Genomic DNA, 15204 nt, shown 5'->3' with positions numbered 1-15204 from the left:
TACTGATATTATAAACTATAATAGACGGACTACACTATAACAGTAAAATGAAGATCATAACAGTTGGGGGAGCACACATGCATATTGAATTAAAGCGGGGAAGCAGTACCAAATTGTACGTGCAGATTGCGCTAACGATTGCCGATCGCATCAGATCAGGACTCATTGAACCCGGAACCCGGCTTCCTTCTGTTCGTAAAATGACCGCGGATTTGGGTGTCAGCCTGGTTACTGTATCCAAAGCGTATGCTGAACTTGAAGCGATTCAATTGATCACCTGCTCCCAGGGGAAAGGTTGTTATGTGAGAGGTACATTGAACGTGGATCAGATGGAGGATGTGGACCGAGCGCAGCGAAACCATGCCAACAGTGAATCTAGTACGTCATGGAATTGGCAGATGGCACTGGTGGATTATTTACCGCGAGCCCAGCTCTGGAGACATTTTGATACGTCACCACAAGTACGGTATGAACTACATATGTCAGCGATTCAGCCTGAACTGTTGCCTACACGCGAGATTATCGACAGCGCCTACCGACTCTCCTCTGATCATACAGAGCGTATGGCAGCTTACGGATCTTTTCAGGGGGATCGGGAACTTAGACAGATCTTTGCCGAACATTTTGCCGAGCGTGGACTACAGGCTGCACCTGAACGCATGTTAATTACAAGTGGTGCTCAGCAGGGGATCGATCTTGTGGCACGAACTTTTGTCGGACCTGGGGATGTTGTGTACATGGAGGCACCAAGCTATACCGGAGCTATTGATGTATTTACGAGTAGAGGCGCGAAGATCATTACGGTCCCGATGGATGACGAAGGCATGCGTATTGATCTGTTGACCCGATTATGTGATACCTATCCGCCCAAACTGATCTATACGATCCCGACCTATCACAATCCAACAGGGATCACGATGAGTGCAAGAAGACGGGCACAGCTTCTTAATCTCGCGCAAAGCTACCACTGCCTTATTCTGGAGGATGACCCTTTTGCCGATCTTTATTTTCGTGAGCCTCCTCCGGCGTCGATTAAATCGATGGATGGGACAGGTCATGTCGTATATATCAAAAGCTTCAGCAAGGTGTTGTCTCCCGGTTGCCGTATAGCCTGCGCCATCGCAGACGGAAGTGTATTGACCCGGCTTGTGGCCGCGAAATCTACGGCGGATTTGGGGAGTCCGCTGCTTACACAAAAGGCGCTGCAATCTTTCATTCAGAATCAGTATGGTGCCTATGTATCCCGATTGAGGGATGAATTGTATTCTCGCTTGTGCGCAGCATCCGAAGTGCTGGAACAGCATGCTACTCCGGGTATGCAATGGCGCTTGCCAGAGGGAGGACTCAATCTGTGGCTCCAACTTCCGAGTAACCTGGATATGCGTGAGTTGCATCATCAGTCACTTGCTGCAGGGGTCTCTTTCCTCCCAGGTTCCGCCTGTTATGTAGGGGAGATGGATACACCAAGTCTGCGTATCTGTTTCACTGTAACAAACGTTGAGCTTTTGTGTGAAGGACTCCGTGTACTGTGCCAAGTCATTGACAGAGTAACACCTGGGCAGGGTGGGACAGTGGCTGACAGGCTACCGCTCATATAATTTTTCGGACTATGGACATACATCCAATCCACTTTCGATCTGCTGCAATAGGTTATAGTATCACCAGAAAGGGAGTTGGTTTTGAAATGAACCATTACTGTCCACCGCTTTGCCCGATTGTCTGTGACCCGATCCAGGTTGTTGAGGATTATTACATCCCACAAATCGTGCCTGTAATCCACCCGATTGAAGTGATCAAAAAACATCACTGTGTTCCGATTCATCACCACATGTATCCTGTTGTTGTCAAAGAAGAAGACCCTTGTTATGTATCCAGCCATAATCCGAAGAAAAAATCCGTAAAAAAATCAAGTAAAGCCCGCACATCTTCTCGCAAGCGCTAAGCGCAGCGGGTGCCCCGGGGAATTGGATATAAACCAAAAGAGCAGCGTACGCCCCGGGGCGCAGCTGCTTTTGTATTTTTACTGAGTAGAGTTATTACGATTAGGGAGTATACTTTTTCATCGTATTATCCATTTGTTGTCTGACATGTTGCGGCCAGAACTGCAAAGGAGCGCTGTTGCCTGATGCGGCTTGCAGTGCCTTATAGACATCGATTTGGCCATAGCCGAAATACTTGTCGTGACCCGGATCACCGAGGTCAATAACACTTTGGCGCATCAAATCCATCACTTCCGTGTTGGTCAAGTCCGGGTTCAACGAACGGATCAAACCTGCAAGTGCGGCTACATGAGGGCTAGCCATGGACGTTCCAGACAAGGCCGCATACTGATTATTTGGATAGGTACTGGCGATACTGGACCCTGGAGCCATCACATCTACATAATCCCCATAGTTGGAATAGGAAGCTTTACTCATATCCGGGTCCGTAGCAGATACGGCAAATACTTCCGGATAAGCAGCAGGGTATCCTGGACGCTCTGTATTATCGTTCCCCGTGGCTGCAATCAGGACGATATCCCGGTCAAAAGCGTATTTAATGGCATCATGAAGAAATTGCGCATCAGCATAATTGCCCAGACTCATGTTGATAACTTTGGCTCCATGATCGGCTGCCCAGATAATGCCTTCGGCAACGGCATACGTGGTACCAGAACCTGAGTTGTCGAGTACTTTAACCGGTAGTACCTTGTTATACCAGCTCATGCCTGCCACGCCTTCATTATTGTTGACAGTAGCGCCGATAATGCCTGCGACATGTGTTCCATGTCCCACATCATCCATCGGTTGGCTTCCCGGCTCGACCACATTATAACCCTCAAGGAGCTTGCCCTTCAGGTCAGGATGATTCATATCAACCCCCGTGTCGACCACCGCAACGATGACATCTTTGTTTCCTTTGGTAATATTCCAACCTCTGTTTGTCTCAATCGCAGGCAGGTTCCACTGATAATCGGAGAACAAAATGTCATTGGGTATCGTTACATCTGTTTGTTCAGTTACAGTATCATTGGTTAAATACATATAGTGGGGCTCCATATAGAGTGGATTCCATTTGCTATCGAAATAACTATGCAATTGTTTGTAACTCATGTGTTCTGACCGAAAAACATACGTGTATCCCAGCTTGCGCGCAGATTGCGCTCTCAGATCAGATTTAATGATACGCATGTCCCGTTCACCGGGATCCTGGCGAAAACGGATGACGATTTCATTTTCATAAAAATGACTGGCATTGGCATTATCATGTCCGGTCTTCACTGTGATTTCGTTAAGCGTATCCGGGTGAACAGATTCAATTTTGAATTTACCCTCACGGGGATAAGGGATCATGCGCAGATTTTTGCGCTGATGTTGTTCAACAGCATTTAATACGTTCTGGCTGAACAAGGCAATGACAGCTCTTTTGCCATCTTTGGAGGGTTGCCCCATAACAAAATATTTTTCTTTTCCCAAAGGAAAAGAAGAGGATTCAAAACTTTGACGTTTGTTTACCGCTTTTTTGGCAAGATTGAGCGCATGTTGAAGTTTTTGTTGTTCCAACTTGCTTCCTTGTGTGGAGGCTTGATCAAAGGGTTTGTTAAAAGAGCCATTGGTATTCATGAGATGAATGGATCTGATATGTTCATGTGAACTTTGGAGATCATTCACATATCGGCTAACCTGCGCAGCATTCATTGTGGCGGTTTTCTCCAGCATGATACTGAGATGTTGCTTGGCATCCATACGGGTCAGAAGATCGGTTGCTTTGACATCCTGCACTTTCAGACGCTGCTTACTCGTGTGCTCTTCATGAGCAGAATCTGACAGGGCACGTGGCTTGGGTTCTTGACGATTTGATGTTGGAAGCAGAAGCGTCAGGGCGAGTGCTCCTGCACCAGCTGCAAGGGCCCAGTTAATCCATTTCGGTCTGGACATGGTGGATGGAACCTCCTTCGTTCATTTTGGACAATCATTAACAGTGCTTCATCGTTGTCACTGGTTATATCTATCGTTAGAAAAAGCGGATATTTTTATGCAGGCGAGTTCGAGTCTGACTGCGTATAATAGGCATGTTTAACGGCAGAAGCGGAAAGCATGATTAAGGGATACCGCTCGTCATCTTTTTATGGTAGGATTATAGCTGAGAATTCAAAGGTCAGGGGAAAACCACCGTTGGCCGACCTATATGTAAGGACTTATTTAAGGGGGAGCTACCTTTATGTCAGCAGCCAATGTACAGAAAACATGTGAGTCAACTAGGGAAAAGTTAAAACCGGCTATCGATCGGATTGAAAATTTTTTGAATGAGAATGCTTTGCCTGAACTGGATCAGAATCAGACGGAAGAATCAACAGCCTTCTACAAAGGATTTCTTTCAGATCTCCGTCATTTGCTCGTTTTTTCTGAAGTTTCTTACGAAAAACTTGGCGTTGTGCTGCGTCGTGCCAACTTTGATGTCGATTTTGCCGAAAAGGCTCTTTATAATACGTATCACCAATGCGTAAACAGCTTTTTCTATCCCAAAAATGAATGTTATTCTGAAGACGGAAGATACGCTTACACAGGACAAGATGCCATTCGTTTCCGTGACAAGCCAATCCGTGCAGTACGGGATGTCATTCTTGAGGTTTCCAAAACGTACGAAGAATTGCGCGATGATCTGGCATATTACGAAAGTGATTACCTGACTCAGCGCCGTATGCAAAATCAACGGAATCACGCCTAATGAACGTTTAAACCTGAATATGAAATTGGACGAAACCGCCCTTGTGGCGGTTTTTTTGTGTTTTCAGTAAGGATCAGACGAGGTTGATCATGTCATCATCTGGCATTTTGACGGGGGAATATCAGGTTTGTGGCGGGGAGACAATAGTAGTCGAGGTGATAAAAAAATGAGCCAAGACAAACCTATAGTCAAATGCAGCGTCTCCAACTGCAACTTTTGGGGAGAAAACAACTTCTGCCAAGCTGATGCCATCATGATTGACATTGACCAACATGCCACCCGTCGTCTGCATGAGGAATTTGCTGGTGAGACATTTGACTCCGATCACCATGATCATGCACGCACATCCTCTGCAACATGCTGTCACACGTTCAAACCCAAGTGAGCAGTCATCCCTATTTCATAACGGAGGTGCTTCCAAATGGAAAATGACGATAATAAGTTTAATTTTAAAGATCGCCCTGAAACCAATGTTGACGGTGAAAAACAGCGTATGCGCGTCGATTATCCCAGAAAAACACATCGGGAAGAATACGGGGCAGAGGTTGCTCCTCCGACTGTCGTAAGAACTGGAGGTACCGAACGCTCAGAACCTGTACCTGAGAAACATGAGGCAGACCGTGTCATGGAGTCAACAGGCAAGGTCGCAGGTTATATGGGGCTGGCCTTCGGCATCGCGTCCTTGTTCATGTGGTCAATCGTACTTGGACCAGCGGCAGCCGTTCTGGGTTACTATGCTTATGTGAATGGTCGTAAGACAGCGGGAGCTTGGTCCATCGGACTCGGTATTGTAGCCACGCTGAGTTATTTTTTCATGATTCCATTTGCTCGCTAGATTGTAAAATGTTCATTCAACAGCCTTCTGTTTTCACCCAAATGCGGTGAATTACAGAAGGTTTTTTTCGTATATGTGCAGGTTAGGTGGGAAGATTCATATATTTTTTTGAAAACAATGGAACCTTGCTGTAAAACCATGTAGAATAAGGTCATAATACGCTTAATTATACGGGAGTGGGTATAACTCATGCAGATTGATCCAAGCGGATCGCGGCAGTTATTGGAACTGCAATTGTCCAATGTGAATAACCAAACTAGTGGATCACAACCAAATGCTGGTTCAACTGTGGATTTCGCCAATGTTATGGACGGGCTGATAGGTACGGGTACCAATTCGATGAGTAATACGGATTCCACCGCTACGGTCTCCAAAAGATCCAGTGATGGTTTGTTGTGGCTGCAACTCGGAAGCACGTACAATCCGGATATAAATACGGCAGGATCGTCCTCTGTCTCCAATAACATCGTTGGGTCTTTATTATCTTCATCCAATACAGGAATCGTGGATTCCGGTGCATCTGTACCTACGGATTATGAATCTTTGATTGCCGAGGCAAGTGCCAAATACGGTGTTCCTGAATCATTGATCAAGGCCGTCATTGACACAGAGTCCAATTTTAACCCAAATGTCGTGTCCTCCGCGGGTGCCAAAGGGCTTATGCAATTAATGGATGGTACGGCTGCAGGGCTGGGTGTGAGTAATTCATTTGATCCTGCCCAGAACATTGATGCGGGTACGAAGTATCTTTCCCTTCAGCTCCAGCGTTTCGGTGGAGAAGTGAAGATGGCACTTGCTGCATATAATGCAGGACCGGGCCGTGTTTCACGTCTGGGCGTGTCTAGTGATAGCGAACTGATGAGTGTACTTAACCGTTTGCCTTCCGAAACACAGAATTATATCTCCAAGGTGGAGAAGGCACAGTCGAAATATGTGATCTAAACTCACAGATAGACATTTGTGAAAACACATGATAGGCAGGATGAGATCAAATGTGGGAGCAGTAGCGCTTGAAACGCCTGTTCCCGGTTGGTCTCTTTGTGTTGTATGGGTATCATGTTACAATGCTCACTGTAGGTTATGAACGAAGAGATAAAGGGAGGTCTAACCTCATTTGAAATATTTTGATTATGCTGCAACCACACCTCCCCATCCCGATGTGATTCGTACGATGGCCGAAATTATGGAGACACAATTTGGTAACCCGTCCTCCATCCATGGGTATGGAGAGCGTGCTCATCAGTTGCTGCGTCGTGCACGATCTGGCTGTGCTGCGGCAATCGGCGTTAAGCCTGAGGAGATTGTATTTACTTCCGGTGCGACCGAGAGTAATAATCTTGCGATAAAAGGTGCGGCATTACGTTATCAGTCACGAGGCAGACACATCATCACTACGGCTACCGAGCATGCCTCGGTGTACGAAAGTTTTATGCAATTGCAGCAGTGGGGATGGGAAGTGACATTAGTTCCTGTGAATTCCGATGGAGTGGTCAACGCTCAGCAGGTTGTAGACGCGATCAGGCCCGACACGGTGCTTGTAAGTCTGATGCATGTAAATAATGAAACTGGACTCATCCATCCGATTGCAGAAATCGGCAAACAGCTCAAAAAGAAAGCACCACGGGTGCTTTTCCATGTGGATGGTGTTCAAGGCTTTGGAAAAATGAAGGCAACACCTGCCGCTTGGGGTGCAGATCTGTACAGTCTGTCTGCTCACAAGATTCGTGGACCGAAGGGAGCAGGTCTCCTGTATGTGCGAAGTGGAGTGGAGCTTACGCCACTATTGTCAGGAGGATCACAGGAACAAGGCCTAAGAGCAGGCACTGAAAACGTGGCCTTGCTGGTAGGCATGGCAAAGGCCATGCGAATGGCAGCAGAAGATCAGGTTGATTTTGCCCGGCGTACAACGGTGCTCCGTGATCGGTTGATGGACACGATACGTGACATTCCTGAATTTGAATTGAACAGTCGCACAGAGGGTGCACCTCATATTGTGCACTTCTCTTATCCCGGGATGAAGGCAGAAGTGGCGCTGCACACCTTGGAGCAACTTGGCGTAACCATATCGACTCAATCTGCCTGTTCTTCGCGTTCGGCTGAACCGAGTCGGGCTCTACTTGCGATGGGCAGAGATGCAGCTTGTGCTGGTGGCGGATTGCGTATTAGTCTTGGAGATGAACATACAGAAGAAGATGTAGCCTTGCTTGAGCGGGCTTTACATCAGATGGTGGCGCAGTTGCGGCCCCTCGAAAGGCGGATGTAATGGATATGAAATATGATATGCTGCTTCTCCGTTTCGGAGAGTTTATGTTAAAAGGGAAAAATCGTGCCCGATTTGAAAAAACGATCATTACACAGGTGAAAGCTTTGCTTAAACCTTATCCAGGAGCGAGCCTTCGCAAAGAATATGGCCGTGTGTATGTAGATCTTGGCGGTGAATCACATACTGAACTGATTAAGGTGCTGAAGCGGGTATTCGGTGTGATGTCGATTAGTCCGGTTAAAGTTACTCCATCCGAGCTTGATGAGATTGTGAAAACAGCAGTTGCATTTATGGACGAAAGGGAAGACGAATTCAAGGAAGGTACCACATTTAAGGTGAATGTAAGGCGGGTATGGAAGGAGTTCCCGAATTCTTCCCATGAAATGAACCATCTGGTTGGTTCCCCGATTCTTCGGAAGTTTCAGCGATTAAGTGTTGATGTTCGTCAACCTGATATCGAACTGCGAGTGGAAATTCGGGATCAGGGCACCTATATTTTCAACGAAACCATTCCGGCAGTAGGTGGCTTTCCACTGGGTACGAATGGAAAAGCGATGGTACTGTTATCAGGTGGAATAGACAGCCCGGTTGCAGCCTGGTCTTCCATGCGCCGTGGACTTGAAGTGGAATGTGTACATTTTTACAGTTACCCGTTCACAAGCCAGCTTGCCAAAGAAAAGGTCATTGATTTGGCGCGTGCCCTTGCTGATCATGCAGGAACAATCAAGCTGCATCTGGTTCCATTTACAGAGATTCAAACGGCATTTACCCAGCTGGGTCAGGACAATCTTATTATTACGTTGATGCGACGTTCAATGCTGCGAATTGCATCCAAACTTGCCGAGCGTGAGCGGGCATTAGCACTGATCACCGGGGATAGCCTGGGCCAAGTAGCGAGTCAGACTCTTCCGAGTATGAATGTCATTGGTCGTGCGACGGATCTGCCACTGTTGCGACCACTGGTTATGATGGATAAACAGGAGATCATTACCCTGTCCAAACAGATCGGAACGTATGACATATCTATTTTGCCATATGAGGATTGCTGTACTCTCTTTGTGCCAAAGTCACCTTCAACCAATCCAAATCTTCGAATTGTGGATAAAATAGAATCAACAATGAGCCATCTGTCAGAATGGGTGGATCAGGCGGTGGAACAAACTGAAACGATCACCCTGCATGCCGGTGAAACTTCTGTGGTAACGAATCCGACAGGCGACAATGGCATGAAGGATGATTGGTTCTAAACTCAATAAAAATTAGCATGGCTGACATAATAAGGGCTATGTTAACTGCAAAAAGGACTGTCCGATGAAATATCGTTCAGTCCTTTGCTGTATTCAGGATGAAATTTTTAGTTTAAATTAGCCTACGAATAGGAGCGCTGCTGTTCCCCGTCAGATCCCTTGTGGCTGGAACTGCTGGAGCGTTTGCGATAACCTGCAAAGACTACACCTGCAATAACCACAACGATAAAGAGAATGCGCAATGCCGGATGTTCAGTAAAGTAAGGCAAGAGTCGCTGTTCCTCCGTGATCATATTAGAAGCCGTATACCCGAGAACAATGGCTCCGACATAGATAATCCAAGGAAAATGATTAATTAGTTTGATAAACAGGGTACTGCCCCAGACGATAATAGGGACACTAATCAGGAGTCCAAGGATGACAAGCACGAGATGCTGCTGGGCTGCTCCAGCAACTGCGATCACGTTATCTAATCCCATGGCTGCATCCGCGATTACGATGGTACGAATTGCGGTCCACAAGGAAGTTCCCGCCTGGACATCATTGTGTTCATCACCCTGATCCGCCAATAATTTATAGGCAATCCAGATCAGAAGTATGCCTCCCACAAGCAAGAGCCACGGAACTTTAAGCAACCATAAAACAACAACTGTTGCTAAAATTCGAATCAAAAGTGCGCCGCCAGTTCCATATAGAATCGCCTTTTTCTGCACAGAAGGGTGCAAATTTCGAGCTGCGAGACCAATGACGATGGCATTATCTCCAGCCAGAATTAGATCAATAAAGACAACGTTCAGCAAAGCCAGCCAGAATGTGGGACTAAATAGCTCCATGAGATATGTCACTCCTTATATACGGTTCAATCATTAAGAATAGCATGGACAACTCCGACATACAAGTTAATGTGGGGGGATGAGGACATGGATACACTATGGCTTTTAACTGAAATTTTAATGATCAATCTGGTATTGAGTGGAGATAATGCGGTTGTTATTGCGCTTGCCAGCAAGGATCTGCCACCAATACAACGCAAAAAAGCGGTATGGTGGGGAGCTTTTGGTGCGGTGCTGCTGCGTTGTGTATTAACCTTTGTAGCGGTATTGTTGCTGGGAATTCCCTTTATCCAAGCGGCAGGTGGGCTGTTGCTACTCTGGATTGCAGTAAAGCTACTGCTTCAAAATGATGATGAAGTACATACTCGAGAAGCATCTACGACTTGGAAAGCCATTCAAACCATTCTGATTGCCGATTTTGTAATGAGCTTGGATAATGTTTTGGCCATAGCGGCTTTGGCTGATGGGGATTTGGCTTTGATCGTCATTGGTATTGCAATCAGTATCCCCATCGTCGTATGGGGGAGCGGGTTAATTGTTGGTTTGTTGAAGCGATTTCCGATTCTTGTATTCGTCGGATCAGGCATTCTGGCCTTCACAGCAGGTGAGATGGTGATGAAAGACCCCAAGTTAGGAGAATGGCTGGGAGGTATGGCATCAGAGGTGCATACGCTGCTTCCCGTAGCAATGGCTTGTCTTGTGGTTGCGATTGGAGGCGCACATAAATTTGTGCGTAAGAACGCATAGTTTAATTTTGGATAAAAGTTTGAATTAAGACCGTCTGAACCGTCCGGTTTAGGCGGTTTTGTGTTGAGAGAATACACTTGTGAATACAACAACTAATGGGCTGTCATAAGTTGCACATTTTAAGGTAATACAGGTAAAGGGCGCACGCAAAGTGCGACATAAAGTATAGTTTTTTGCCGAAACATCGGATACACTAGTAGCAGGATTACAGGTTTGGAAATCAACAGTCAGCATGGAATGCGTATCGCTTAAGGAGAAATAAAGTACATAGCCATAGTATAAGAGGTGATTGATGATGAGGATGAGAAATGAAAAAGCGATTGGACTATTTATTGTAGCTGCGGGAATTGTTATTCTGCTTGGCAAGTTTGGCGTGTTTGGATTTATTGGTCGCAATTTCTGGCCTTTGCTGATCCTGCTGCCAGGCATCGCCCTTCATGCGTTATATTATGCGCGTATTTCACCATCATGGTCACTCGTTCCTGCCGGCATACTAACGGTGTATGGTGTTTTATTCAGTATAACGAATACATGGGGCGCTGGACTTATGAGCAGGCTGTGGCCAGCATTCTTGCTTGGGATCGCCATAGGGTTACTCGAATATGGAATGGCTGAGCGGCGAAGACCGGAATATGTGTTACCTGCAGCTTTGATCCTTGGTGCGGTGTCCATCATATTATTCGGATTTACCTTGCTGCAAACGGGAATAATCTATGTACTTGCTGTCCTTTTGATCTTGGGCGGAGTCTGGTTATTACTTGGACGAGGACGTCAAGGGAGAGGCTGGTAACATTCCCAGTGGTCTTCTCGTGCGAAATATCTTGATTTTTACCTATAATAAACTATAATATAAGGGATATAGACATGCGTCGGGATATCACCGACGCTTATTTTGTGAGTAACCTGCGAAATTGCGGGAAGTTTAAGTAGATATGATTTGAAATTGGAAAGGATATGGATACAAAACATGCATTCAAGAGAACACATTCGCAATATTGCGATTATTGCCCACGTCGACCACGGAAAAACAACACTCGTTGACAAGTTGCTCCAGCAATCCGGTACTTACCGAGATCACGAAACGGTACAGGAGCGCGTAATGGACTCCAACGATTTGGAGCGTGAACGCGGTATTACGATTTTGGCCAAAAACACGGCTATAACTTATAAAGATTACCTGATTAATATTGTGGATACACCAGGACACGCCGACTTCGGTGGTGAAGTTGAACGTATCATGAAAATGGTTGACGGTGTATTGCTCGTTGTTGATGCTTATGAAGGCTGTATGCCACAAACGAAGTTTGTACTTCGTAAAGCACTTGAGCATAACCTGACACCAATCGTTGTTGTAAACAAAATTGACCGTCCAGCGGCTCGTCCGACTGAGGTTATTGATGAAGTATTGGACCTGTTCATTGAACTGGGTGCCAACGATCAACAACTCGAATTCCCTGTTGTATATGCTTCCGCATTGAACGGAACATCCAGCATGGATAATGATCCTGCCAAACAAGATGACAACATGATGGCGATCTACGATACCATCGTTAGTCATATCCCACATCCTACCGAAAATGTTGAAGAACCGCTTCAATTCCTCGTTACTTTGATGGACTACAATGAATACCTTGGCCGTATTGCCATTGGTCGTGTTAACCGCGGTGTGATCCGTCAAGGACAATCGGTAACGGTTATTATGCGTGATGGTAAGAGTAAAACTGCACGTATCGAGAAACTGTTCGGTTTCCAGGGTCTCAAACGTATTGAGACGGAAGAAGCAGGAGCAGGCGACATCGTTGCCATTGCAGGGATCAAGGACATCAACATTGGTGAAACCATTGCCGACCCTAACAACCCGGAAGCTTTGCCAGTTCTGAAAATTGATGAGCCAACACTGCAAATGACGTTCCTCGTGAACAACAGTCCATTCGCAGGTCGTGAAGGTAAATGGGTAACTTCCCGTAAACTTCGTGAGCGTTTGTTCAAAGAGTTAGAAACAGATGTTTCCCTTCGTGTTGACGAAACGGATAGCCCTGATGCATTTATCGTTTCCGGACGTGGTGAGCTTCACTTGGGTATCCTGATTGAAAATATGCGTCGTGAAGGATATGAGCTTCAAGTATCCAAACCAGAAGTTATCGTAAGAGAAGTTGACGGTAAGAAAATGGAACCTGTTGAGCGCTTGTTGATTGATATCCCTGAAGAGAGCATGGGTTCCGTAATGGAGAGCCTGGGCGCACGTAAAGCAGAGATGGTTAACATGGTAAACACAGGTAGTGGTCAAGTTCGTCTGGAGTTCCTGATTCCAGCACGTGGTTTGATCGGATATAGCACAAACTTCCTGACATTGACTCGTGGTTACGGTGTAATGAACCATGCATTTGACAGCTACGCTCCAGTAGTATCCGGTCAAGTGGGTGGACGTCACCAAGGCGTGTTGATCTCAACTGAAACGGGTACATCCACGTTCTATGGCATGATGGGCGTTGAGGATCGCGGTACGCTCTTCTTGGAGCCGGGAACTGAAATCTACGAAGGTATGATTGTTGGTGAACATACACGTGACAATGATATCGTTGTTAACATCTGCAAAGAAAAACAACTGACTAACGTTCGTTCTTCCGGTAAAGATGATACGGTTAAAATTAAAACTCCGATTATCTTCTCATTGGAACAGGCGCTTGAATATCTGAATGAAGATGAATATTGTGAGATTACACCAAAATCTATTCGTCTTCGTAAAAAGATCCTGAACAAATCCGAGCGTGAGCGTGCAGAAAAACAACGCAAAATGGCTTCTAAAGCCTAATAACAACAAAAAAATATATATAAGTTAGCATTTGATGGAATACAGAAGTTAACGATGTTGTGCACAGTGGAAGTAGTGAAGGGATCGGAATCGATTCTGTAGAAGCGAAGCGTTCGCCTTTATCCCCGGATTTTACCATTGAAAAATGGATCAAAAAAATCTGGGGATAACAGCGACCAAAAGAACGATCCGAATCCGGAACGGTCACATGCAGAGCTTTGTAATTAATGTTGTTGTTGGTGCTCCATCAACCAGTTAACTTATATCCTAGCATGAACACGAAAGGAGCTGGCTGTGCATGCAAGCATGGTTCGCATCACACCCGATCGTAGCCTACATCGTCATCTTTGTATTGATTACTTACGTATATAACAAGGTGTTTCGGGTACGTCAGAAATTGCCACTGGGTAAGGAAATTGTTCTCTATATTTTGATGGCGATGGGCACATTCATGCTTCTTATTTTTCAGATCGACAAGCTGCCCATCATTCAATGTTTGTTGGTCGCGGTTGGTTTGATGTTGTTAGTGAGAGTGCGTTATTTTATTGAAGGTCGTCAAAAGAAAAAAGCGGAAGCTGCCGCTCGAAACTCATAAATCCTGTCTTGTACAGACCATCCGTTTTCCTTAGGGAAAGCGGTTGTCTTTTATTTAGACAAAAACAGATGTGATAAAGGTGTTGAAGATATGAACTCAAATTCGAACGGACTGCCTCCACGGAGACAGGCACCAACGCAATCCGGTGCTTCTGGATCGAAGAATGGCAAGGGTAAGCAGCCTAAGAAGAAAAAGAGAATGAATGCTTTTGGCAGAATCCTTTTAAGTCTATTGGTTATTGCCATTGTGGTAGGCGGTGGATATGCGTACTGGGTATATAATCAAGTCGTGGATACAGGCATCGATAAACCGGTACCTCCCGGGATGTCAGCCACAACCAAACCGATCACGATGCTGTTATTAGGTACAGATAACCGTCCTGAAACTGGCACATATCTCTCGGATGTTGTTATGGTGGCTTCGTTAAATCCGGAGACCAAGACGGCAACCATTGTATCTTTGCCTCGAGACACGCGTATTCAATTGGATGGGTACAAATCCAACAAGCTGAATTCCTATTATCCAAGATTCAAAGCACAGGAAAAAACCACTGGCAAAAATGCAGAGGATCAGATGAAAGAAATGATGGGCAAGTATTTGGATATAGATATTAATTATACAACCGTCCTGAATTTCCAGGCATTCCGTGATGCTGTCAATGCCGTGGGTGGCGTGGACGTGACTGTGGATAAAAATATGTGTTATAGAGATACAGCCGATGGTACAGATATCAATCTGGTCGCAGGCGCACAACATCTCGATGGTAAAGCGGCACTGGATTTTGTTCGTTACCGCAAATCCAATTGTAATCCAAAGACGGATGAATCCAATGACTTTGATCGTAACAAACGTCAAAACCAAGTGCTGAACTCCATGCTGGATCAGATGAAATCTCTTGGGGGCATTACAAAGATCAGCAAAGTGATTGGTGCAGTTGACAAGAATATGACGACAGATGTGGAATCGGAACAAATGAAAAACTTTATCTCGACGTATTGGAACATTTCCACTTCGGATGTGCACTATACTCCGGTTACCGGAGAGTGGAGAAGTCCATATGTGTATATTAATGAGACGGAACTCGCCAATGCAAAGCAGGCTTTACAAGATACACTTTCAGGTAAAGTAACGGCTTCACCTTCAGACGAATAACCTTCATTCTTTT

General features: G+C 45.6%; 15 protein-coding genes. 13 read left to right on the top strand and 2 right to left on the bottom strand.

Features of this window, described 5'->3' with window-relative positions; translation table 11 throughout:
* Positions 1-77 precede the first annotated feature (77 nt).
* Both pdxR and ACE04G_RS24755 read left to right on the top strand, forming a co-directional pair.
* Positions 78-1598: a MocR-like pyridoxine biosynthesis transcription factor PdxR gene (gene pdxR, locus ACE04G_RS24760; protein ID WP_221821997.1), complete on the top strand. Its 1521-nt coding sequence runs from the start codon at positions 78-80 to the stop codon at positions 1596-1598.
* An 86-nt stretch (positions 1599-1684) separates the two neighbouring features.
* Positions 1685-1942: a hypothetical protein gene (locus ACE04G_RS24755; RefSeq protein ID WP_076211601.1), complete on the top strand. Its 258-nt coding sequence runs from the start codon at positions 1685-1687 to the stop codon at positions 1940-1942.
* 100 nt (positions 1943-2042) lie between these two features.
* On the opposite strand, the gene ACE04G_RS24750 is transcribed toward ACE04G_RS24755, so the two are convergent.
* A complete protein-coding gene (locus ACE04G_RS24750; RefSeq protein ID WP_221821999.1) occupies positions 2043-3917 on the bottom strand; it encodes a S8 family peptidase in 1875 nt (624 codons plus the stop codon).
* Between the two features lie 283 nt (positions 3918-4200).
* On the opposite strand from ACE04G_RS24750, the gene ACE04G_RS24745 reads away from it, so the two are divergent.
* The 6 genes from ACE04G_RS24745 (at position 4201) to thiI (ending at position 9052) form a co-directional block, all read left to right on the top strand.
* The gene (locus tag ACE04G_RS24745) at positions 4201-4707 is read left to right on the top strand and encodes a YpuI family protein (protein ID WP_017687263.1); all 507 of its coding nucleotides are present in this window, start codon (positions 4201-4203) and stop codon (positions 4705-4707) included.
* Positions 4708-4873: 166 nt separating this feature from the next.
* Positions 4874-5092 (top strand): DUF1540 domain-containing protein, encoded by a 219-nt coding sequence (locus tag ACE04G_RS24740; RefSeq protein ID WP_076211597.1) that lies wholly within the window; start codon positions 4874-4876, stop codon positions 5090-5092.
* Positions 5093-5128: 36 nt separating this feature from the next.
* Positions 5129-5542, top strand: a complete 414-nt coding sequence (locus ACE04G_RS24735; protein ID WP_221822001.1) for a hypothetical protein — start codon at positions 5129-5131, stop codon at positions 5540-5542.
* 189 nt (positions 5543-5731) lie between these two features.
* Positions 5732-6484 (top strand): lytic transglycosylase domain-containing protein, encoded by a 753-nt coding sequence (locus ACE04G_RS24730; protein WP_221822003.1) that lies wholly within the window; start codon positions 5732-5734, stop codon positions 6482-6484.
* A 172-nt stretch (positions 6485-6656) separates the two neighbouring features.
* Positions 6657-7805 carry a cysteine desulfurase family protein gene (locus ACE04G_RS24725; protein WP_449004887.1) on the top strand — a complete coding sequence of 383 codons (1149 nt, stop codon included), beginning with the start codon at positions 6657-6659 and terminating at the stop codon, positions 7803-7805.
* A 5-nt stretch (positions 7806-7810) separates the two neighbouring features.
* Complete coding sequence (gene thiI, locus ACE04G_RS24720; protein WP_449004893.1) at positions 7811-9052, top strand: tRNA uracil 4-sulfurtransferase ThiI; 1242 nt, start codon at positions 7811-7813, stop codon at positions 9050-9052.
* A gap of 122 nt (positions 9053-9174) precedes the next feature.
* Here the strand turns inward: thiI and ACE04G_RS24715 are convergent, their stop codons facing one another.
* Positions 9175-9885 (bottom strand): TerC family protein, encoded by a 711-nt coding sequence (locus ACE04G_RS24715; protein ID WP_221822006.1) that lies wholly within the window; start codon positions 9883-9885, stop codon positions 9175-9177.
* 87 nt (positions 9886-9972) lie between these two features.
* Between ACE04G_RS24715 and ACE04G_RS24710 the strand changes: the two genes are divergently transcribed.
* The 5 genes from ACE04G_RS24710 to ACE04G_RS24690 all read left to right on the top strand — a co-directional run bounded on the left by ACE04G_RS24710 (position 9973) and on the right by ACE04G_RS24690 (position 15191).
* On the top strand, positions 9973-10632 hold the full coding sequence (locus ACE04G_RS24710) for a TerC family protein (RefSeq protein WP_449004886.1): 660 nt from the start codon (positions 9973-9975) through the stop codon (positions 10630-10632).
* Between the two features lie 295 nt (positions 10633-10927).
* Entirely contained in the window at positions 10928-11422 is a 495-nt protein-coding gene (locus ACE04G_RS24705) for a hypothetical protein (protein ID WP_221822008.1), read from the top strand.
* A 177-nt stretch (positions 11423-11599) separates the two neighbouring features.
* Positions 11600-13444, top strand: coding sequence for a translational GTPase TypA (gene typA, locus ACE04G_RS24700; RefSeq protein ID WP_449004885.1), 1845 nt, complete (start codon positions 11600-11602; stop codon positions 13442-13444).
* Between the two features lie 298 nt (positions 13445-13742).
* Positions 13743-14039, top strand: a complete 297-nt coding sequence (locus tag ACE04G_RS24695) for a YlaH-like family protein (protein ID WP_036614990.1) — start codon at positions 13743-13745, stop codon at positions 14037-14039.
* A gap of 90 nt (positions 14040-14129) precedes the next feature.
* Positions 14130-15191 carry an LCP family protein gene (locus ACE04G_RS24690; RefSeq protein ID WP_449004884.1) on the top strand — a complete coding sequence of 354 codons (1062 nt, stop codon included), beginning with the start codon at positions 14130-14132 and terminating at the stop codon, positions 15189-15191.
* Positions 15192-15204: the final 13 nt, after the last annotated feature.

It is taken from the genome of Paenibacillus sp. AGC31, from assembly GCF_057334655.1.
Note: the sequence above shows the minus strand (reverse complement) of the source record. Positions and strands in the feature narration are given on the sequence as shown.

Coding starts and splice junctions, on each gene's coding strand:
- ACE04G_RS24715 (WP_221822006.1), bottom strand. CDS start 9,885: ATGGAGCTATTTAGTCCCACATTCTGGCTGGCTTTGCTGAACGTTGTC.
- ACE04G_RS24740 (WP_076211597.1), top strand. CDS start 4,874: ATGAGCCAAGACAAACCTATAGTCAAATGCAGCGTCTCCAACTGCAAC.
- ACE04G_RS24705 (WP_221822008.1), top strand. CDS start 10,928: ATGAGGATGAGAAATGAAAAAGCGATTGGACTATTTATTGTAGCTGCG.
- ACE04G_RS24735 (WP_221822001.1), top strand. CDS start 5,129: ATGGAAAATGACGATAATAAGTTTAATTTTAAAGATCGCCCTGAAACC.
- ACE04G_RS24745 (WP_017687263.1), top strand. CDS start 4,201: ATGTCAGCAGCCAATGTACAGAAAACATGTGAGTCAACTAGGGAAAAG.
- ACE04G_RS24750 (WP_221821999.1), bottom strand. CDS start 3,917: ATGTCCAGACCGAAATGGATTAACTGGGCCCTTGCAGCTGGTGCAGGA.
- ACE04G_RS24755 (WP_076211601.1), top strand. CDS start 1,685: ATGAACCATTACTGTCCACCGCTTTGCCCGATTGTCTGTGACCCGATC.
- ACE04G_RS24730 (WP_221822003.1), top strand. CDS start 5,732: ATGCAGATTGATCCAAGCGGATCGCGGCAGTTATTGGAACTGCAATTG.
- pdxR (WP_221821997.1), top strand. CDS start 78: ATGCATATTGAATTAAAGCGGGGAAGCAGTACCAAATTGTACGTGCAG.
- ACE04G_RS24710 (WP_449004886.1), top strand. CDS start 9,973: ATGGATACACTATGGCTTTTAACTGAAATTTTAATGATCAATCTGGTA.
- thiI (WP_449004893.1), top strand. CDS start 7,811: ATGAAATATGATATGCTGCTTCTCCGTTTCGGAGAGTTTATGTTAAAA.
- typA (WP_449004885.1), top strand. CDS start 11,600: ATGCATTCAAGAGAACACATTCGCAATATTGCGATTATTGCCCACGTC.
- ACE04G_RS24695 (WP_036614990.1), top strand. CDS start 13,743: ATGCAAGCATGGTTCGCATCACACCCGATCGTAGCCTACATCGTCATC.
- ACE04G_RS24690 (WP_449004884.1), top strand. CDS start 14,130: ATGAACTCAAATTCGAACGGACTGCCTCCACGGAGACAGGCACCAACG.